The 20,728-nt window shown below is 58.7% G+C and carries 13 protein-coding genes; 9 read left to right on the top strand and 4 right to left on the bottom strand.

Features of this window, described 5'->3' with window-relative positions:
- The first annotated feature begins 58 nt into the window (after window positions 1–58).
- The 3 genes from KUA11_RS04465 (at window position 59) to KUA11_RS04455 (ending at window position 6,170) form a co-directional block, all read left to right on the top strand.
- The gene (locus KUA11_RS04465; RefSeq protein ID WP_254454645.1) at window positions 59–2,494 is read left to right on the top strand and encodes a DUF3772 domain-containing protein; all 2,436 of its coding nucleotides are present in this window, start codon (window positions 59–61) and stop codon (window positions 2,492–2,494) included.
- A gap of 47 nt (window positions 2,495–2,541) precedes the next feature.
- Complete coding sequence (locus KUA11_RS04460) at window positions 2,542–3,366, top strand: SDR family NAD(P)-dependent oxidoreductase (protein WP_254454644.1); 825 nt, start codon at window positions 2,542–2,544, stop codon at window positions 3,364–3,366.
- 83 nt (window positions 3,367–3,449) lie between these two features.
- Window positions 3,450–6,170 carry a M16 family metallopeptidase gene (locus tag KUA11_RS04455; RefSeq protein ID WP_217409149.1) on the top strand — a complete coding sequence of 907 codons (2,721 nt, stop codon included), beginning with the start codon at window positions 3,450–3,452 and terminating at the stop codon, window positions 6,168–6,170.
- A gap of 40 nt (window positions 6,171–6,210) precedes the next feature.
- On the opposite strand, the gene KUA11_RS04450 is transcribed toward KUA11_RS04455, so the two are convergent.
- Complete coding sequence (locus KUA11_RS04450) at window positions 6,211–7,572, bottom strand: ABC transporter ATP-binding protein (RefSeq protein WP_217409148.1); 1,362 nt, start codon at window positions 7,570–7,572, stop codon at window positions 6,211–6,213.
- A gap of 225 nt (window positions 7,573–7,797) precedes the next feature.
- On the opposite strand from KUA11_RS04450, the gene KUA11_RS04445 reads away from it, so the two are divergent.
- Together KUA11_RS04445 and KUA11_RS04440 are read left to right on the top strand one after the other, a co-directional pair.
- Window positions 7,798–9,462 (top strand): NAD(P)/FAD-dependent oxidoreductase, encoded by a 1,665-nt coding sequence (locus tag KUA11_RS04445; RefSeq protein WP_217409147.1) that lies wholly within the window; start codon window positions 7,798–7,800, stop codon window positions 9,460–9,462.
- Window positions 9,463–9,513: 51 nt separating this feature from the next.
- Window positions 9,514–11,346, top strand: coding sequence for a tetratricopeptide repeat protein (locus KUA11_RS04440; RefSeq protein ID WP_217409146.1), 1,833 nt, complete (start codon window positions 9,514–9,516; stop codon window positions 11,344–11,346).
- Window positions 11,347–11,349: 3 nt separating this feature from the next.
- Here KUA11_RS04440 and mazG read toward each other — a convergent pair whose 3' ends face one another.
- From mazG to KUA11_RS04425, 3 genes are all read right to left on the bottom strand, one after another.
- Window positions 11,350–12,201 (bottom strand): nucleoside triphosphate pyrophosphohydrolase, encoded by an 852-nt coding sequence (mazG, locus tag KUA11_RS04435; RefSeq protein ID WP_217409145.1) that lies wholly within the window; start codon window positions 12,199–12,201, stop codon window positions 11,350–11,352.
- Window positions 12,202–12,224: 23 nt separating this feature from the next.
- Complete coding sequence (locus KUA11_RS04430) at window positions 12,225–12,632, bottom strand: NUDIX hydrolase (protein ID WP_217409144.1); 408 nt, start codon at window positions 12,630–12,632, stop codon at window positions 12,225–12,227.
- 94 nt (window positions 12,633–12,726) lie between these two features.
- Window positions 12,727–13,062, bottom strand: coding sequence for a zinc ribbon domain-containing protein YjdM (locus KUA11_RS04425; protein WP_368040920.1), 336 nt, complete (start codon window positions 13,060–13,062; stop codon window positions 12,727–12,729).
- A gap of 237 nt (window positions 13,063–13,299) precedes the next feature.
- Here KUA11_RS04425 and KUA11_RS04420 point away from each other — a divergent pair, with 237 nt between their 5' ends.
- Genes KUA11_RS04420 through KUA11_RS04405 form a run of 4 tightly spaced genes read left to right on the top strand, consistent with a single transcriptional unit; the run spans window position 13,300 to window position 20,719 of the window.
- The gene (locus KUA11_RS04420; protein WP_217409142.1) at window positions 13,300–15,369 is read left to right on the top strand and encodes a glycosyltransferase; all 2,070 of its coding nucleotides are present in this window, start codon (window positions 13,300–13,302) and stop codon (window positions 15,367–15,369) included.
- Between the two features lie 8 nt (window positions 15,370–15,377).
- Window positions 15,378–16,607: a polysaccharide pyruvyl transferase family protein gene (locus tag KUA11_RS04415; protein ID WP_217409141.1), complete on the top strand. Its 1,230-nt coding sequence runs from the start codon at window positions 15,378–15,380 to the stop codon at window positions 16,605–16,607.
- Window positions 16,608–16,661: 54 nt separating this feature from the next.
- The gene (locus KUA11_RS04410; RefSeq protein WP_217409140.1) at window positions 16,662–18,152 is read left to right on the top strand and encodes a carboxypeptidase M32; all 1,491 of its coding nucleotides are present in this window, start codon (window positions 16,662–16,664) and stop codon (window positions 18,150–18,152) included.
- Window positions 18,149–20,719, top strand: a complete 2,571-nt coding sequence (locus KUA11_RS04405; RefSeq protein ID WP_217409139.1) for a glycosyltransferase — start codon at window positions 18,149–18,151, stop codon at window positions 20,717–20,719. Before KUA11_RS04410 ends, KUA11_RS04405 begins: the two co-directional genes overlap by 4 nt.
- The last annotated feature ends 9 nt before the right edge of the window (window positions 20,720–20,728 follow it).

Raw genomic sequence — 20,728 nt, 5'->3', positions numbered from 1 at the left:
TGGCGCGGAAAGGGATGGCGTGCGGATAATGGCAGGGCAGTTGAGAACATATAGAGTGATGACCGCACGAAAAATGATCTTCGATGAGACCGCATTTCCCGTCTTTTCCCGTTACTTCGCCTCCTGCGTAGCGCTTTTTTCCTGCCTGCTACTGGTTTTCACACTGCTTGCCGCACCGCTTCATGCTGCGGATGCCCCGTCCGATCATGATACGCTGATCGCGCGCCCTTCGGATGTGGTCTCTGACAAGGCTCTCGACGATCTGGAGGCCTCCATACGCCATGTTTTCATGGCGCGGGTGGACATGCACGCGGGCAGTGGCACCGATACGGTTTCGAGTCTGACACGTGAGGCATCGGCGGACGAAGCGGCGGCTCGGGCCATGGTGGCGCGGCTGGAGCCATATGAAGCGATCTATAAGAGTTTTATCGAGGCTATCGGCAAGGAACCCGGCAAGGATGAACCGGCCGAGGCCGCTTCCGTTACGGCGCAACGCAAACGCATTCTTCTCTCGCAGCAGGATCTGAAGGCGCGGCTGGCGCGAGCACGGCTGTATGCGCTTGAGGCCCATCAGATCGTGCTGGTCCTGAGCCAGCGCAACGACGCGGCCCAGCAGGCACGCCTGCTGGAGCATTTCCCATCGCCTCTTACACCTGCGTTCTGGGGACAGGTGAGGGATGAGTTTCCTGACACGCGGGCGCGACTGGGTGAATTGGGGGGCGAGGCGTCCGATGCTCTTGCGATCTCGACAAAAGGCTGGCGGCTGCTTGCACTGCTCGGCATTCTTGCCAGCGCAGGCATCGTGTTCGTCGCGCCATTTTTCCTGCAACGCCAGATACGCCGACTGGCCGCGCGTCTTCAGCCATCCGCAGGCTGTTTTCGGCAGATTCTGGCCACCGCTTTCTTTTCCGGCCTGTGCACGCTGTGCGCTGGTGGCGGGGCGTTGCTGATATGGGTCGGACTGACTAACGGCGCGGACATGGATGGAACCCATCTTGAGCAGTTGGCGGAAATGGCGGGCAGCCAATGTCTTCTGGCGGGATTCATGCTGGGAGCCTCGTTGTCTGTGCTTGCGCCCGACAATCGGGACTGGCGGCTTGTGCCATTGGGCAACACAGCGGCCCGGGCGCTAAGAGCGCATGCGCTGGGGTTTACCGTGCTGCTGCTGGTGCGCGGTGTGCTGCGCTATGTCGATCTCCAGAGCGGCATCGGGCAGACCACGGTGCAGATCCCTGATGCCGCCTTCATGCTGGCCACGGCTTTTCTGCTGTATTCCGCTCCTCGGCAGATCGTGCTCCATCCTGCCTCGTCCGGTGCGGATGAAGGTTTGCGGCAGAGCCTTCTGGGGCGCGGCGCGCGCGTAGTGGCGTTCGGCCTTTCCCTGTTCGGGGTGGCGGCGCTGATTACGGGCTACATCCCGCTTGGCTATATCGTGCTGTCATGGATCTGTTCCATGGCCGTCACGCTCATGGTGCTGGCGTTGTCCTATCTTTTGGTCAGCAACATGGCCAGCGTGGAGTTCTCCAGCAGCGGTCGCATGGGCCGGCACCTCGTCTCGCTCGGTCTGGCGCCGCGTCTGGTGGATCAGGTCAGCGTCGTCACCAGCGGTCTGTTCGGGGTTTTTCTTGTTTTCGTGGCGCTGGCCGTGGCCCAGTCGGGCGGGGATTTCGACTTCGATGTGATCGTGGACAACATCGCGCATGTGGTGTCCGGGCAGAAGATCGGCAACGTCTCGCTGTCATTCGAAGTGCTGCTTGAATGCCTCGCCCTGCCGATCCTTGGACACTATATCATCCACACGGTGCGCAAGTGGCTCTCCCGGCGCTTCTTTCCCACCACCTCGCTCGATCTTGGGGCGCAAACCTCGATTCTGACCATCCTGACCTATGTGGCGTGGATATTGGTGATGCTCACCATGATGTCGGCTCTTGGGGTGACCGTCAGCAGCATGACATGGGTGGTCAGTGCCCTGTCGGTTGGCATTGGTTTCGGTCTGCAATCCATTGTGCAGAACTTTGTTTCGGGCCTGATTCTGCTGGCGGAACGGCCTGTCACTATCGGTGACATGGTAGAGATTGGCGGCAAGGTGGGTGATATCCGACGCATCAGTGTCCGTTCCACCGATCTCGCATTGTCGGATGGGTCCACGCTGATCGTGCCGAACTCCCAGTTCATCACCTCCGCCGTGCGGAACGCGACGTTCGGACGGCCTGCGGGCAGCATGGCGTTTTCCATCAGTCTGCCGCTCGGCACCGATCTTTCGGTGGCGATCTCGGCCATTTCGGACGCGCTCTCTCATGTGAACGGATTGCTGAAAACGCCGGCTCCCACGGTGTCGCTCGGGGACATCAAATCGGACATGGTGTCGCTCGACATTGCCGGGAAAACAGCCTCGCCCCGTGATGTCAGCGCTGCCGCCAATCAGGCGCGTCTGGCCGTGTGGGAAGCCCTCCATGCAAAAGGGGTGGTCGCCACTCTCGACAACCCGGGATAAGGTGCGCCCCATTATCGGCCTTCCGGGTCGGCAGTCAGGGGTAGGACATGAGTAACGCCGCCGGAGAAACCCGGAGAATGCAGCAGGAAAGCCGGGCCTCCGTGGCGGTGTTGACGGGAGGTTCTGGGGGAATCGGCCGGATCATCGCTTCCCGCCTTCTTGGCGCGGGCTATGAAGTGATTGTGCTGGGACGGCGTCCTCCGCAGCCCGCAGCGGTGGGATTGCGACATATCGCCTGCGATCTGACAGATCTGGCGTCCGTGGAAGCCGCGGTTCGGGACGTAAGTGCGTTCACATCCACGGTGGATGTGCTGATTCACTGTGCTGGCGTCATTTCCCCCTGCGCTGTGTCGGAACTGGACGCCGCGCTGCTGGAATCGCAGGTGGCCATCAACCTGACGGCCCCCATTTTGCTGACATCGCGTCTTCTGCCTGTCATGCGGACGGGCGGCAGGATCGTCTTCGTCAATTCGCTTGCGGCCGTTTTTCCTTTGCCGGGAAGCTCTGTTTATGCCGCGACGAAGGCGGGTCTGCGCAATTTTGCTTTGGCGCTGGCAGTGGAGATGAAACCTCGGCGGATTGCTGTGTCGTCCGTGTTTCCCGGCGCTGTGAACACGGGAATGTTGCGCAACGAGATGGACCATGGCGGCTCGGTGCTCAATTTTGTCAGCGCGCCCGCTGATCCCCAGCAAATTGCCGATCTGGTCATGAAAGCTGCGGCCCGACCGGGACAGGAGTGGTTTACCCCGGTGTGCGACGGTGTGTTTGGCCGCCTGTGTATGATGTTCCCGCCGTTGCAGCGGCTTTTCCTGCCGTTGCTCACGTATCTGGGGCGTCGGGGAATGAAGCGGTTCCACAGAACCTCATCCTGACTGCTGTGACGTGAACGCCCCGTGACAGAATGTGATCGGGTCGGCATGATCCGGACCTCTTGTGGTAACGGAATGCCGAACTGATGACGCTGGTTGATTTTTCAAGGATGATGCGCCCATTTCTTTGCGCTGCCCTGATGGCGGGCACAACGCTGGGAACGGCCATGGTGGCTCCATCCCCGGCCTTCGCAGACATCGTGTCCGTGGACATGCAGACTGCGGCGCCCGTTACCCGCGAGACCCTTTCCAATGGCCTGCGTGTCGTGATCGTGCAGGACCGTCTGGCGCCGGTCGTGACCACGGAACTGAACTATCTCGTCGGTTCATCGGAGGCACCGGCTGGGTTTCCTGGAACCGCTCACGCGCTGGAACATATGATGTTCCGGGGCAGCGATGGACTGGACAAGGACCAGCTTGCGGTGCTCGGCGCGCGTCTGGGCGGCAGTTACAATGCCGATACGACCGAAGACGTGACGCAGTATTTCTACACTGCGCCGGCCGAGGATCTGGGCGTTCTGCTGCGTATCGAGGCGCTGCGGATGAAGGGGCTGACGCTTTCTGAGGCCGACTGGGACAAGGAACGCGGCGCGATCGAGCAGGAAGTCTCCCGCGATCTCTCCAGTCCGGCCTACCGCTATATCTCGCAGCTTCAGTCCATCCTGTTCAAAGGCACGCCCTATGAGCATGACGCATTGGGCGCGCGCCCCTCGTTCGACCGCACGACGGCGGCTCTTCTGCGCAGCTTTTATGAGAAGTGGTATGCACCCAATAATGCGATCCTTGTGATCGCGGGAGATGTGGATCCGCAGACCACCTTCGCGCAGATACGCGATATTTTCGGTACCATTCCCTCGCGTCCGCTCCCTGCGCGCACGCCCGTCAAGCCAGCGCCCGCTCCCGCGCAGACGCTGTCTTTTCCAACGGATTACTCGGTGGGCTTCGCCACCATCGCTTTTCCGATGCCCGGTCTAAGCGCGGAAGATTTCGCCACGGCCGATATCCTCTCCGATGTGCTGGCGAGCCAGCGTGGGGCACTGTTTCAGCTCGTTCCCGCCGGTAAGGCGCTGTATGCAGGCTTCGAGTTCGCACCCAAGAAACAGGCGGGTTTCGGGATCGCGCTGGCGGCTTTTCCAAAAGGTGGCGATTCGAAGAAAGTGCTGGCGGATGTGAGCAGCGTGCTGGCGTCCATTCGCGAGAAGGGAGTGCCCGCAGAGCTGGTTGAAGATGCCAAGACCAAGGAAGTTGCGCAGCTTGAGTTCTCGGCCAACTCGGTCAGTGGGCTGGCGGAAATCTGGTCACAGGCGCTGGCTTTCAAGAATCTCTCCTCTCCCGATGACATGATTGCGGCGTACCGCGCTGTGACACCGGAGGCGGTGAACCGTCTGGCTGCGCAATTGCTGGACCCAAGCCGCGCCGTGACGGCTGTGCTGACACCTGAGAGTTCCGGCAAGCCGGTCTCGGGTTCAGGGTTCGGCGGTGCGGAGTCGTTCACCGAAGTTCCCGAAAAGCCGGTGAAACTGCCGGACTGGGCGGAAAGCGCGCTGGCGCAGTTGAATGTGCCGCCACCCGCACCTAAACCCGATGTGGATGTGCTGTCCAACGGTCTGACTCTTATCGTTCATCCGTCGCATGTCAGTCACACTGTGGAAGTGGCCGGTTTCGTCCGTCACAACGCAGACCTTCAGGAGCCCAAGGGTAAGGAAGGCGTGGAAGACGTGACCGAGGAATTGTTTTCCTACGGCACGCAAGATCATGACCGTCTGGCCTTCCGTAAGGCGCTCGATGAAGTGCCAGCCTGGGCCAGTGCTGGATCGGGTTTCTCCCTGCGTGCGCCGTCCGCCAAGTTCGAACTGGCGATGAATCTGCTCGCGGAGAACGAACTGCGTCCGGCTTTCCCGCAGCAGGATTTCACTATCGTGCGTCAGCAGATCGCGCAGGCGCAGGCAGGACAGCTTGTCGCCCCCGGTTATCTGTTCGGCCGCGCCATCGAAGCGGCTCTTTCACCCAAGGGCGATCCGACGCTGCGTGAAACGACGCCGCAATCTGTCATGAGTGTCACGCTCGATGATGTGAAACAGTATTATGCCACTGTCTGGCGCCCCGACATGACCACCATTGTCGTGACGGGTGATGTGACACCGGCACAGGCTCGCAGTGTCGTGGAAAAGACATTCGGTGGCTGGAAGGCAGTCGGGCCGAAGCCTGTTGTGGATCTTCCCACGCGGCCTGACAGTAAGGCCTCACGAGCGCATGTGCCCGATCACAGCAGCTTGCAGGATACGGTCACGTTGCCTGAGAGCATCGGCCTGACGGCCTCAAACCCGGATCATTTCCTGCTGACGGTGGGCAATGAAGTGCTGGGAGGTGGATTTTCCTCGCGGCTTTACCGCGATCTGCGGGTGAAGACCGGCTACGTCTACAATGTCAGCAGCAGCTTTGACTGGAGCCGCACACGAGGCGCGTATTCCATCTCTTTTGGCGCGGACCCCGATAAGGTGGGCAAGGCGCGGGAGGCCGCACTGCGCGATCTCCGTGCCATGCAGGACACCCCGATCTCGGAGAACGAACTGCTGATTGCCAAGTCCGCCCTGTTGCGGGGGCTGCCGCTTGGCCGTGCCAGTCTGGGTGCCATCGCGGGAGAATATCTGCATTTGATGGAATTGGGTCTGCCGTTGGATACGCCCGACATTGCGGCGAAGGCGTATCATGATGCGACGGCGGAGGGTGTCCGCAATGCGTTCCGCAAATGGGTGCGGACAAACGATCTGGCGGAAATCGTGAAGGGACCAGCCCCGAAGTGGTAAGGAACGGAGAAAGGGACTGCGCCTGCCAGCAATCCCTTTCTCAGTCCGTTTCGTCGCGGCTCAGCACGAGTTGGTCCGTTCCTTCGTCATAATCGAACAACTCAGCATAACGGGCCCACATGATGAGCGTCTGGAGTGTCTGCCGGGCGTAAGCCGATGACATGCATTCTTCGAGTTCTTCACGGAACTTCTCGGCGCTGGCGGCGTGGTTGGGGCGTTCGTCCAGTACGGCGCAGATGGATTTCACCAGCGGGATTTCATTGAGCAGCGCGTGGCGCAGGATGATCTTGCGTTCATCGAATTCGCTGGTGGCAAAGCGATGCCCTTCCTGTGTGAGCAGGATGTCCCCGTCTTCCGGCTCGGCCAGTTCCAGAAGTTCCAAGGCTTCCACCAGCGGGAAAAGATCATCCAGTGCGAGTTGCGCCCGGGCGGCCAGCAGGGGCAGGTCGGCGCGACCTTCGAGCGGATCTGCCGCCAATGCCTCGATCAGACCAATCATACTGCCGACCGTGACGGGTGTGATCGGGGTATGCTGCGGCGTCGGTGGAAGGGCTGCACGTTCCTCGGGCAGCATCGCCTCCGAAATGACGGCCGCGCGGCGTGTCATCAGGGCGTAGATACGGTCCACCAGTTCCACGAAAGCCGGATCGTCGCGGCTGCGCGGATGTTCCAGCGTCACCGCGATCTCATGCTCCACATGCCCCGGGTTGGCGGAGAAGACGAGGATACGGTCACACATCAAGACCGCTTCCTCGATATTGTGCGTGACCATGAGGATGGATTTGACGGGCAGCTTACCCTCGCACCACAGCTCGACCAGATCGGTGCGCAGGTTTTCGCCACTCAGCACGTCCAGCGATGAAAACGGTTCGTCCATCAGCAGCAGTTCCGGATGCACCGCCAACGCCCGCGCGATACCCGCGCGCTGGGCCAGACCACCGCCGAGTTCGTGCGGACGCGCGTTCTCATGTCCTCCCAGACCGACCAGGTCCATTGCTTCTTCCGCTCGGATCTTGCGTTGCTGGCGGTTCAGTTCGGTGGCTTCAAGCACCAGCTCGACGTTGTCTTCCACATTGAGCCAGGGAAACAACGCCGGAGTCTGGAAAACCATCGCCACACCCGGAACAGGGCCACTCATGGGTGCACCATGCCACAACACGCTGCCCTCTTCGGGCTGCAATAGCCCGGACATGATGCGCAGAAGCATGGATTTGCCGGAGCCGGACCGTCCGAGCAGTCCAACGATTTCCCCGGATGCGACATCGAGCGAGATATCGTCCAGCACTTTTACAGAGGAGCCGTCGCGGGCGCCATTTTCGTGAGGATAGCTCTGGCTTATGCCCCGCAAGGACAGCAGGATGTCACTGCGGGGTGGAGGAGGAGAAGCAGAGGCGTCGGTCATGAAGGATCCTGTGCCATGCAAATATCAGGGCGCGCAGTCGCGTCGTGCGATGGCACTGGCCGTAAAATTATCCTCTCACGCGGATGGGCGGAACCCCGGATCGGTGACGATCATGCGCATGCCCCTTGATGGGGTCATGACGGGCGGCCTAAGAGCGGGCAGGCGGGCGGAGTGGGTTCCGCTGTTTTCCTGTAGTTCAAGCCGAGGGATGGGCCGTTTCCTGTCATGATCCGAGTCACTGAAATCCTCCTGCCTCTGGATCATGAACCGGACGCTCTTGTGTCAGCCGTCGCGCAACGGCTTGCTATGGCTCCACAGGATGTTCTGGCCGTGCATGTGGCCCGTCGTGGTTACGACGCCCGACACAAGGGCAACATTCGCCTCGTCTATACGCTCGATTGCGAACTGCGTGATGAAGCGGCGATCGTGGAAAAGTTTCGCGACGATCCGCGCGTGCGCCTGACGCCGGACACGCAGTACCGTTTTCCCGATGTGGATGTGCCGGCACTAACCGGGCAAGTAGGGTTTGTCCGTCCGGTCATCATCGGAGCGGGACCATGTGGGCTGATGGCGGCCCTGATTCTTGCGCAGATGGGACTGCGCCCGCTTGTACTCGAACGTGGGAAGCCGGTGCGCGAGCGAACGGTCGATACGTTCGCGCTTTGGCGCAAATCCGTGTTTACGCCCGAGAGCAATGTGCAGTTCGGCGAAGGTGGGGCCGGAACCTTTTCGGACGGCAAGCTGCACAGTCAGGTGAAAGATCCGCGTCATCTGGGCTTCAAGGTTCTGCGTGAGTTTGTCCGCGCCGGTGCGCCGGAAGAGATTCTCTATCTCTCGAAACCCCATATCGGCACGTTTCGCCTTGTCTCCATGGTTGAGCATATGCGCCGTGAAATCGAGGACGCGGGTGGGGAATACCGTTTCAGCACGCGTGTGGACGAACTGGTGCTGGATCAGGACCGGCATGTGTGCGGTGTGCGCTTGGCGTCGGGTGAAGAGATCGCGGCCTCTCATGTCATTCTTGCGGTGGGCCACAGTGCGCGCGACACGTTCACCACGCTCCATCGACAAGGAGTGGAAATGGCGACCAAGCCGTTTTCCATCGGCGTTCGCATCGAGCATCCGCAGTCATTGATCGACGCGGATCGCTTCGGACTACAGGCCGGCGCAAAGGAACTGGGAGCAGCGGATTACAAGCTTGTGCACCATGCGAGCAATGGACGCGGCGTGTATTCCTTCTGCATGTGTCCCGGCGGCACGGTCGTTGCGGCCACGTCTGAGGAAGGACAGGTGGTGACGAATGGCATGAGCCAGTATTCGCGCGCGGAACGAAACGCCAATTCCGGGATCGTGGTCGAACTGCGGCCTGGCGAGGATTACCCGGACGATCCGCTGGCGGGTATCGCCTTCCAGCGTCACTGGGAACGGCAGGCGTTTCTTGCGGGAGAAGGAGAGTACCGCGCTCCTGCCCAGCGTGTGGCGGATTTCCTCGAAAACAGGTCTTCCACTCACCTCGGCGGTGTCGAGCCGTCCTACAAGCCCGGTGTGACGCCCACCAGTTTGGACGGTTGCCTCCCGGACTTCGTTCTGCACGCCATGCGCGAAGCGCTTCCGGCTTTCGCAGGTAAACTTTCAGCCTTTGCGCTGGGGGATGCCGTTCTTACAGGCGTGGAGACGCGCACATCCTCGCCCCTACGTATCGCCCGTCAACAGAATGGCGAAAGCCCGAACACTCGCGGTCTTTTTCCCGCAGGTGAGGGTGCTGGCTATGCGGGGGGCATTCTGTCCGCGGCCATCGACGGCATCCGTGTGGCGGAGGCGGTCGCACTCTCCCTTGCTGGTCGGGAAGCGACGGGGTTGCTGCGCCAGTCCGGCAGTGCAGGCTACTGATCCACAGACAGCGTTTGCCCTGACAGCCGCAAGAGGGCAGGCTGGGTGATTATGAATCTTCCCGCCTCAACCGATCCGGAAGAACTTTTTCTTGCCCTCAAGCGCAGGCGGGAGGAAGAGCCCGACAACGCTGACATCCTTCACGCACTGGCCCGCACCGCCTATGATCTCGGACGGTTCGATCTCGCCATTGCGTATGGCGGTCTTGCGGTAAAAGCCGATCCACGTCCAGCGTGGCATGTCACGCTGGGCCTTGCTCTTTTGCGTGCCGGACATGCCGAGGCTGCTCGTGCCGCGCTGCATGTGGCCGCGCTGAACGATCCATTCGATCCGTCCATTTCTCTAGCGCTTGCGGATGTGCTGGAGACCATGGGAGAATTGGCGGCGGCGGAAAGCGAATTGCGCTGCGCCGTGAAACTTCGGCCTCTGGAAGCGGGGCATCATCTCGTTCTGGGACAATTCCTCGCTCGTACCGGTCAACCCGACCGGGCGCGGGTGGAACTGCGTGAGGCGAGGCGGCTCGCAGCGCCGGATGATGTTCTGACACGTCATGCCGAAGGCAGCTTGTTGGCGGCCCTCGGAGAATTGGATGAGGCCGAACGTCTGTTTGCCGAAATACGCACTTTACGCCCTCATGATCCAGCGGCGGCGGCTAATCATGGAGCAGTTCTGTTCGAACTTGGACGGTTGGATGCGGCCGACGAAGCTTTGACCCAAGCCTGTGTGACAGCCACTCCGACCGCCGAAACATGGACCAATCTTGGGCTAACGCGCATGGCCATGGGAGATCTGCGTTCTGCGCGTCAGGCGCTGGATCATGCGACTGCCTTGCAGCCCGATGATCCGCGTATCGTTCTCAACCGAGGCACGCTTCTGGCGGAACTTGGCCATACGGAGGAGGCGGCCGCTCTGTTTCGTGGTGTGATGGAACAGGCTCCCGAGAGCCGCGATGCGGAGCGGGCGCGTTTCAATCTGGGTACGTTGGAACTGGGGCAGGGGCTCTTTGACAAAGGGTGGCGTGATTTCGAGGCGCGGCGCAGTCTGGTGCAACCATGGCCTCGCCCGGACGTGCCGGACTGGAGGGGTGAAACCGTCAGTGGGCGCGTGTTGCTCTGCGGGGAGCAGGGGCTGGGAGACTTCATTCAGTTTCTGCGTTTCGTCCCGCTTGCTTTGCTCCGTGCTCCGGTTTTTCTGTTGGTGCCCGACAGTATGAGGCGGCTGATCGAATCTTCTCTCGATCTGCCTGTCTGGAAGGACGCGCGGCAGAGCGGACGTCTCGTGATTGGCACAGACTCCAATGCGGCAAAGGTTGCTGCGCGGACTTCGTTGCTCAGTTTGCCTCATGTGTTGGGAGTCAGTGTTCCGCCGGGTGAAACCGTTTATTTAACCGCCGGCTCTGTGCGGCGTTCCATTGCGAATAAAGGGAAAATGCGGGTGGGGCTGTGCTGGTCCGGCAACCCGGCTTACCGGTTCGATCGGCGGCGTTCGCTCAAGGTGGAGTGGCTTGGGCCACTTCTGGACGTGCCGGATATCGAGTGGATCTCACTTCAGCCGGGAGACGCGCCCGGCGGGTTCGAGCCGTTGCCTGCGGGCGACATGGCCACGACAGCCGCTGTGATGGAGACGCTGGATCTCGTGATCTCGGTCGATACGGCAATGGTGCATCTTGCAGGCGCGCTGGGTGTGCCCGTGTGGCTGCTGAACCGGTTCGGTGGAGACTGGCGGTGGCGGGCAGGGAACTGGTCCGCGCAGACGGGAGAGAGCCTGTGGTATCCGCAATTGCGAATGTTTGCGCAGACAACACCCGATCTTCCATCGGAGGCGTGGAAGGCGCCGCTGATGGAAGTGAGCAAGCAACTGAGGCGCAGAGCGCAGGCTCGTTGAAACTCAGGTGGATTTTGCTTTTTCTTCTGCCTTGACCGTGTTCCACACCGCATCGAGTTGCTCGACGGAGCAGTCGCTCGGGCCAAGTCCCTTCTGTGCAAGATGGCCTTCCACCGCTCCGAAACGGCGGGAGAACTTGTCGTTCGCCTGACGCAGACAGGCCTCCGGGTCGAGGTCGAAACGCCGGGCAAGACTCGCCACCGAGAAAAGCAGATCACCCATTTCATCCGCGAGGGCCGCTCGGTCACCTGACGCGATCTCGGCTTCCACTTCCGCCATTTCCTCGTGAACCTTGGCGATCACCCCGTCCACTTCTGGCCAATCGAACCCTACTCGGGCTGCGCGGGCCGCCAGCTTGCGGGCGCGGAGCAGAGCTGGGAGGGAAAGCGGGATACCAGCAAGAGCGCCATGCTCATTGCGTGCCCGGCGCTCCTCTTCCTTGCTCTGTTCCCATTGTGCCGAAAGATCCAGTCCTGCGGCCGTATCCTGATCGTCATTGCCGAAAACATGCGGATGGCGGCGTACCATCTTGTCCGCAATCAGGTTCGCGACATCGGCAAAATTGAAACGTTCTTTTTCCTGAGCCATGCGGGACTGGAATACAACCTGCAGCAACAGGTCGCCCAGTTCATCCGCAACTTCATTCCACGCCTCACGCTCAATAGCATCGGCCACCTCATAGGCTTCCTCTATGGCGTAGGGCGCGATGGTCCTGGGTGTCTGCTGGACGTCCCATGCGCAGCCGGTCTTGGGATCGCGCAATCGTCCCATGATCTGCACCAGACGCTCAATCGCTTTGGCGGCGTTTGTCACGGTTGGGTCGGAGGGTGCGTCAGTGGGAAAGGACTTGCTCATGGAACTCTCGGGGACAGAGGAGATTAGGCGACCGTACCGGCCAGACGGGGCAGAACGCAGGTTTTCAAGAGGGGAGCGAGGATCAATGAACCCGGCCGTGCGGGATCGATCCAGATCATGTCCGCAATCTCGGCCTGCGGCTGGGGAGTGCAGCGTGTGCTGACCGCAAAGATGGTGGCCTCCACGGTATAGCCGGGTTCATTGGCGGCAGGAGCGGAAAACGTACCGAAAGATCGCAGTACATCTGGATGAAGGACCACGCCCAGTTCTTCTTCCAGTTCGCGTAGGACAGCAGTGGTCGGATCTTCCCCATCTTCGATCTTGCCGCCGGGCAACATGAACGCGTCCGTGCCGGTTTTGCGCACCACAAGGAGATCGTCATCCTCATTGTTGATGAGGGCGGTGGCGACGCGGATCACATCTCCTGCCATGTCTGGGCTCCTGTTTGGTGACACTGGGTTTCATCCTGTTGTGCCAGTTGAAAGCTGACAACCGGTTTCCACAATGAGGGAGCGTGGATGTTTGTCAGGCCTTTTTCACGAATTCAGATTTCAGGTTCATCGCGCCGATACCCGGAATCTTGCAGGCGATGTCATGACCGTCTGCGCCATCGGTGAGGTGGATGTTCTTCACCTTGGTCCCGCCTTTGACCACCTGCGATGAGCCTTTGATTTTCAGGTCTTTGATAACGGTCACGGTGTCTCCGTCCGCCAGTACGTTGCCATTGGCGTCACGGATTTCCGGTCCTTTTGCCGCCCCCAGTTCCGAGCATTCATGACCGCAATCGGGACAGACCCACAGGCTTCCGTCGTTATAGACGTGCTCGGAGCCACACTCGGGGCATTTTTCTTCGACACTCACTCTTTGCTCTCCCCTTAGGGCCGGAGTGGCGGCTCTCCGATGAGAGCGATCCGGCTTCATGATTTATGGACGGGTCTACAGCCTGGAGCTGGTCCTGACAAAGCCAGGGGCAACAGCGAACTATAGCGTCTGTGTCCGAGTTTTGCGTTCGATAAAAACATGCAATAAAATCGAAATCTTTGTATCGAGTTGTCTTAATTTTGTAACAATGCCTCTGTCAGGTCGGTAAAACACGTTATGCCTTATGATATTTCCATCGTTCTGAATGTTCATAACGAAGGAGAACTGATCTGTCCGACTCTTCGTTCGCTGGGAGAGACGATCGCGCATGCGGGCAATCATGGACTGAAGTCCGAACTGGTGATCGTGCTGGACAACCCCGACGCAACCACGCGCCGGGTGATCGATACTTACGATTTCGCGCTTTTCAAGTCGGTGAAGAAAGAAACGATCTGTGTAAAATCGTTAGGACTCGCGCGTAATCACGGTATTCGAGCCGCGGCGGGACGCTACATTGCAACGGCCGATGCGGATGATCTGGTGTGTGTGAATTACCTTCACGCCCTGCACACGAGATTGGCACAGACTTCTGAAAGGGCGATTGTTTTTCCAGAGTATTATCATGCATTCGGGTGTGACAGTTTCGTTGCGCGATTGTACGAATTGCGTGATGTAGGTATTTACCGTCTGGCGGGCGGCCATCCTTATGTGTCGCGCATCATGGCGAGGCGCGAAGAACTTCTTGCGCTTGCTTACACCGATTGCGCCAATGACCCGCTCTATGCTTTTGAAGATTATGATTTAAATCTGCGCGCCGTGGCGGCGGGTTTTGATTTGGTCGTGGCGTCCAATGCGGTGGTGTTCTACCGACAGCGTCCCGACAGCATTATGCGGACGCTTCGTGGACGGAAACTGGCACCGAATTGCGATTTCTTTGCGCCTGACACTTTTCTTTCCTTGAGTAAGGAACAGGACAGAACGCCCGCAAAGATTGCCACGCATTATGATTTTTCCCATAGCTATACGAATTCGTCCTATATCAATTCGCTTATTTACTATGCCAATCGCATAGACCCTGAAGTGCAACCTGTTTGGGGGCATGAGAAGAAATTCTTCACCATGCTCGGCATGTCCGAGGATTTTGGGCGTGTCTATGGTAAAATCTGCCGCCGGTTTGGCGACAAGCGTTACACGGACGTGTTCCTCATGCCCTTTCTCTCAAGGGGAGGAGCGGAGAAATACATCGTCAACTTCATTCGCTCCGCCATGAAGGATCCCACACGGTCTTGCCTGCTTGTTCTTGGCCAATATCTTGAGCCGGAAAAAGCGCGCAGTCCGGTGCCGGAAGGACTGGATGTCATTGATCTGGGGGCATTGCTTCCGCCCGAACTGATGTCTCTGACATCCGAGATGACCTTGCGGGTGATCGAAAATCTTGCGCCCGATGCGCGGGTATTTCTGAAGTTCTGTCCTTACAGCGAACAACTCATGACGGATCATGGTGCGTTTCTCGCTCCCCATGAAGTAGTTTATTTCTACTTCTGTTCGTCATTTCATGTATTCGAAGGGCGTATGTACGAGGACGGCGCAGAACTGAGATTTATGCGGGAGAACCGCAGCTGGATCGATCATGTCATCTCGGATCATCAAAGAAATCTTGACGAGCTGGTGTACCGTATCCCTAGTTACAGAGGCCATACGACGGCTCTGTACGCCTGTGCGTCCGAACATGCGCCTCCTCGGTCCGATGTGACGGCCCCACGCCGGCTTATATGGGCTTCCCGTCTGGATCGCCAGAAACGCCCCGACATTCTGCGACGGATCGCGCTAGAACTGTCCTCCTCCAAAGACGCGCCGGATATTCTTGTCTATGGCTCTTCCGTGCTGGATTCTTTCGATGTAGGCTTTTTCGCCGAGTGTCCCAATGTGACCTATATGGGAGCGTTCACCGGTTTGGACAGCATCCCGTTCACCGATCAGGATGCTTTCCTCTACACGTCGCTTTTCGATGGCATGCCCAATATCATTCTGGAGGCCATCGAGAAGAAAGTGCCCATCATTTCGGTCAATGTCGGCGGCATTTCGGAACTTTTGACTGAGGATACCGCTTTTCTGGTGCGGGCAACGGCGGATGATCGCGATCTGGTTCTGCGTTATGTCGAGCAGATCGAGAGATTCATGGACTGTTCGGCGGACGCGTTGCGCGAGAGAGTGGAAAGACTGTACGGGAAATATTCGCGTCAACATGAGGCGCGGATATACGATAAAAAAGTCTCTGAAATATATTCATTGTTTCACAAGGGCTGAGAGAAAGTATGACGTATCCGTCAGATGACGTTCGCACGACAGTCCGCGACGAAATAAAAGGTAATAAGACGCTCGTTGAGGGGCTGCGCGAGTTTGCGTCTCTTGGAGCGGGTTTCTACGCGGGATATGGCAATCTGGGCGATGCGCTGATCGCACTTGGAACGCTGGATCTGTTTCGTGATCTCGGTTGTGATTTCCCACGGATCAAGGGACGTGAACAGGCAACACTCTCGGGTTACACCCATGTCGTCATGGGCGGCGGTGGTGGCTGGGTAAAAGGGTTATGGGAGACATATCTCGATCTGACCCTGTCTTTCCTGCGGGAAGGCGGCCGATTGATCATTCTGCCGAGCACTTTTTCGTCCTTCGGATCCGAATTTGTGCCCTATGCCGATCAGATCACGATGTTCTGTCGTGAAGAGGAGAGTTACCGGCAACTCATCACGCAGGGGATGCCGGAAGACCGTGTGTTTCTCTGTCATGATCTCGCGTTCTATTGCGATCCGGCGCATTTTTCTGGACTGGATATGTCGGAGCGCTATCCGGATATCGGTATTTTCCGCAACGATGAAGAGCGCCTTCTCAAAAACCGTGATCGTGCGAGCGTCGATCTCTCGCTTTTGATCAACGATATCCAGTGGATGGATGAGGCACAGTGCGCAGAACCTTTGCGTGCCGTGGCTGGGCTGATCGGTCAGTTCGATCATGTGCATACGGACCGGTTGCACATGGCTGTTCTCTCCACGCTGCTCGGGCGTACTGTCGATGTTCGTCCGGGGATATATTTCAAGAACCGCGCGGTGTTCGATTACACCCTGCACCGGTTTCCCAACGTCACGTTTCAGGAAGAAGAGACGGATTATACGCCGTCCGAGCAGGGACTTCGGTTCAGCAACCAGTTGCTGCGCGAGACGGTGCGTCGCCTGAATGCGGAGCAGCAGGCCGAACGGGAGCACACCGGCTCCATCCTGCGGCGCAACGATGCTCTTCTCAAACGTAACGATGCGCTGCTCAAACGGGTGGAGACGCTCCAGGTCGAACTTGAGCGAGAGAAGCAGACAGTGCGAGTGGATGAACAAAAAGAGGCACATATTCACGCGCTGTCGGCTGTGGTGGAGGAGATGAGAAGTTCCTGGTTCCACCAGTTGAGCAAGAGATATTATGCGTTGTTCAGAATCCCGGTGTTGGGGAAGGTTCTTCATGGATTGCGCGGGATGATGGGCAGGAAACACCCATAAATCCTGCTGCGGATATATTGTCTTTGATGCCTGTGATTTGCATGGAGTAACGCAATGACCCCCATGGAAAAGCTTGAGCGATGTTTTGCCCGTATTTCCGCGCTGAACGACGCGGTTGGCCTTCTTTCATGGGATCGGGATGTGATGATGCCAGCCGGTGCGGGGGAAAGGCGCGCATCGGATCTAGCAACACTGGAAGGTCTCCGCCATGAACTTCTGACGGCGGAGGAAAACGCCGCTCTTCTCGCAGAAGCCGACCCCGGTGACGACCCATGGCGCAGAGCTAATCTGGCGGAGATGCGGCGTCAGCACGCGCGTGCTGTGGCCGTGCCGGCGCGGCTGGTCGAAGCCCTGTCGGAGGCATGCTCCAAAGCGGAAATGACGTGGCGGGCCGCCCGGCAGGCGAGTGATTTCGCCGCGTTGCGTCCTGCGCTGGAAGAAGTGCTTGCCCTCACACGTGAACAGGCGGTTGCGATTGGAGAGGCTCTCGATCTTTCGCCCTATGACGCGCTGCTGGATGGTTTCGACCCCGGTATGCGCGAAGCCACGATTACACCGATTTTTGCGGCTCTTGCACAGAATCTGCCGCCTCTGATGCAGAAGATATTGGCGCGCCAGGAAGGGCAGTCCAAATCGGGTCATGCCGGGATAGCCCCTTATCCCTTGGCACTGCAGGAAAAACTTGGACGCACGATGATGGCGCGCGTAGGTTTCGACACACAATGCGGGCGTCTGGATGTCAGCGCACACCCTTTCTGCGGTGGTGCGATCCGGGATGTACGCATTACCACCCGCTACGACGAAATGGATTTTCTACCGGCCTTTCTTGGTGTCATGCACGAGACGGGTCACGCACTGTATGAGCAGGGGCTTCCAAAGGCGTGGGAGGCGCAGCCGGTAGGAGCCGCCCGTGGCATGACACTGCACGAGAGTCAGTCGCTTTTGCTGGAAATGCAGATCACCCGTTCGGAAGCGTTTGCCAAGTTTGCTGCCCCTCTCATGCAGAAGCTGTTCGGGGATAACGGAGACTGGAAAGCCGAGACGCTGCACCGTCAGATGACGCAGGTGAAGGCCGGGTTTATCCGTGTGGATGCCGATGAGGTGACATATCCGGCCCATATCATTGCTCGTTACGATCTTGAACGTGCCATGATCGGAGGGCAGCTTGCTGTGCGTGATCTGCCCGAGGCCTTCAATGCGCGGATCAAGGAACTGTTGGGAATAGACGTTCCGGAAGATCGGCTGGGTTGTCTTCAGGACATTCACTGGCCGCTGGGATTGTGGGGATATTTCCCGTGTTACGCGCTGGGTGCGTTGACGGCCGCCCAACTCTATGAGGCGGCCGGACGTGCTGTGCCGGGGCTGGAGGCCGAGATCGGCACAGGGAATCTGGCCCCCTTGTTAGGCTGGTTGCGCGAGAAAGTGCATGCGCGGGCAAGTTCTGTATCCACCATGCGCATCATAGAAGACGCAACGGGCCGTCCGCTCGGAGCGGAGGCCTATCTTGCGCATATCCGTCGCCGCTATCTGGATGAGGTTGCGTGAAAGACGGCTTTTCTCCCGATCGACTGGACGCCGGGCAGCTTTTGCATGAGGTGGATCGGAAGAAGATGGAAGGCATCCGTCGGGCACGGGAATTGTTCGAGGCGCGCCAGAGGGTTGAGGGTCTTGAAAAGGCAAACGCCATTCTGGAGCCGTCCTGTGCGGAACTCTCGGCGCGCGTGGACGAACTGGAAGTGTTTCGGCGGCGCTATGAAGAGATTGTCAACAGCACCACATGGCGGCTGACACGCCCGGTTCGATGGGCGCTTGAGCGGTTCGCCAGTATCCGTCGAAGGGCAAAGAGGCTCGGAGCACGCGCTTCTGTTGCGGTGGAGACGCCCATTCCAGCCGGACCTGCCATCGACGTGGTCGCGTGCGATCCGAAAGTGCTGGAAGACATCGCGCAGGGTATCGACCTTGACCATTACCAGAAACAGCTTGGACCGTGGGGAGCGACCCTCGATCACAGGATGGCCGCGGCGCATTACCTAACGCTTGGTCGGGCGGAATATCTGGACCCGCATCCTGATTTTGCTACGCGTCATTATCTGTTTCTGCATGAGGATGTCCGCAGGGCAGGGATCGATCCTTTCTGGCACTGGCTGGTGTATGGCTGCAAGGAAGGCCGCGTGGCACTCCCGCATGTTCGACGGGTGGCACAGCGTGAGTACAAGCCTTTCGTCAGCGCGGTGATCGTGGGAATTGTCGATCCAGAAACACTTGAACGTCAGATCGGGTCGATCCGCAATCAGACCTATCGCAAGATTGAGATTCTCGTTGTGGATATGGAAGAGAATGTCGGGACTTTTCATCGAGACGATGATGTCCGTGTCGTCTCCTGCCTGAAAGGAAGTGACGACCTCTCTCTGTGGCAGGCAGCTTTCAGAGAGGCGCAAGGAGATGTCATCTGGCTTCGGGAGCATGATGTGCAGCCGGAGGCCAATTTTGTTGAACGTCTGGTCCGTCATTTTGCTGATGCCAGTGTGCAGATGGCGTTCGGAAGTTCTTCGGCTGGAGAGAGCGATGTAGTTCCTGTTATCTGGTCGGCAGGAGAGTGGTTTACGACGTCGTTCGCTGAAGCCGATCTTGCGCCGGAGATCGATGGATGTCTGATGCGTCGTCATCAGGTGGACCATAAGGTTTGGCAAACGATCGCATCCCGGCACACTGGGAAGACATGGTTCTTTCTTGCTGAACTTATGGCGGGAGGACAGCTTGTACTGGATGCTTCGACAGGTATTTCCTGTGACGAGGCACGCTCCACTCCAACGCAACCGCCTGAGTTTTACAAGGAATATCAGTTTCTGATTGCACATCTGCGCAGGAAATGGGGTATCCCGGAGACTGCGGTGCGTCGTCTTGCCGAGCGCTTGCGCGAGATGTTTGAAAGCACTTCGACCGGATCCACTGTGTTCGAAGACGTTTTCGATCTCGATGCCATTCTGCGGGTCCAACACGAGCCACGTCATATCGTCTTCAACGTTCTCGGATTTATGCTTGGGGGAGGTGAGCTTTTCCCCATTGCACTGGCGAATGGACTGCTCCGGCAGGGCTATATGGTGTCGTTTCTCGTGCTGGATGATACGCGCACGGACCCGGATGTCCTTGCGTTGCTGGACAGAGCTATTCCCATCTATTCAATGTTCGAGGCGAAAGAAGTCGGTGTCTGGCGGTTCGTTCTCGAAATCCATGCGGACCTGATCCACTCCCATATCTGTCTGAGCGATTTACCGTTTTTTCCCGATGACAAGACGCTGACTGTGGTGCCCTACATCGTGACGCTGCACGGTTCTTACGAATGCGTCACGCTTGGAGAGGACATGCTCGCCCGGCTACGGCGCGATGTCACGCTCTGGGTTTATCTGGCGGAGAAAAATCTCGCACATCTACGTGGGCCGGATGGCAGCGTGCCATGCGGGGATATCGTCCATATCCCGAACGGCATGACACTGGACCCGCGTCCCTTTCCGCTTACACGCGAGCAACTCGGGATTGGCCCGGAAGACTTCATTGTGGCGGTCGCAAGTCGTGCCATTCCGGAAAAAGGCTGGGTGCAGGCGGCCCAGGCCATTGAGCGGCTCAATAAGGAAGATCCCTCGCGCCCTGTGCATCTCCTTTTGTGCGGTACGGGCGATTGTTATGAACAGTATCGCGAAGAACTCGGCCGCCTGCCGAATGTTCGTCTGCTAGGCTATCAGGATTGCATCAACGGTCTTTATCGCATGGCCGACTGCATGCTTCTGCCCACCCGTTTTCCCGGTGAGTCCTTTCCGCTGACGCTCATTCAGGCGCTTCAGGTGGGAACGCCCGCCATCGCGACGGATGTGGGCATGGTGCGGTCCATGATGACGGCGGATGATGGCGGATTGGCCGGCGAATTTCTTCCGCTCGATGCAGACGATGCTACATTCGAAAACGCCATCATCGCCGCGATCAGGGAGATGATGGACGACGCAAAGTGGACCGAATTTGCACAGCATGCGCGGGCCTGTGGCCAGCGTTATGGCATGGACCGGGTGGTGGCAGCCTATAACCGGGTTTATCGACGCTTTCTGGATGTGGAAGCGTAAAGGCGCAAA

Origin of the sequence: Acetobacter estunensis (assembly GCF_019083805.1) — a bacterium.
Classification (GTDB): Bacteria; Pseudomonadota; Alphaproteobacteria; order Acetobacterales; family Acetobacteraceae; genus Acetobacter; species Acetobacter estunensis_A.
The sequence above is the reverse complement of the archived record's forward strand: the minus strand, read 5'-3'. Positions and strand labels throughout refer to the sequence as shown.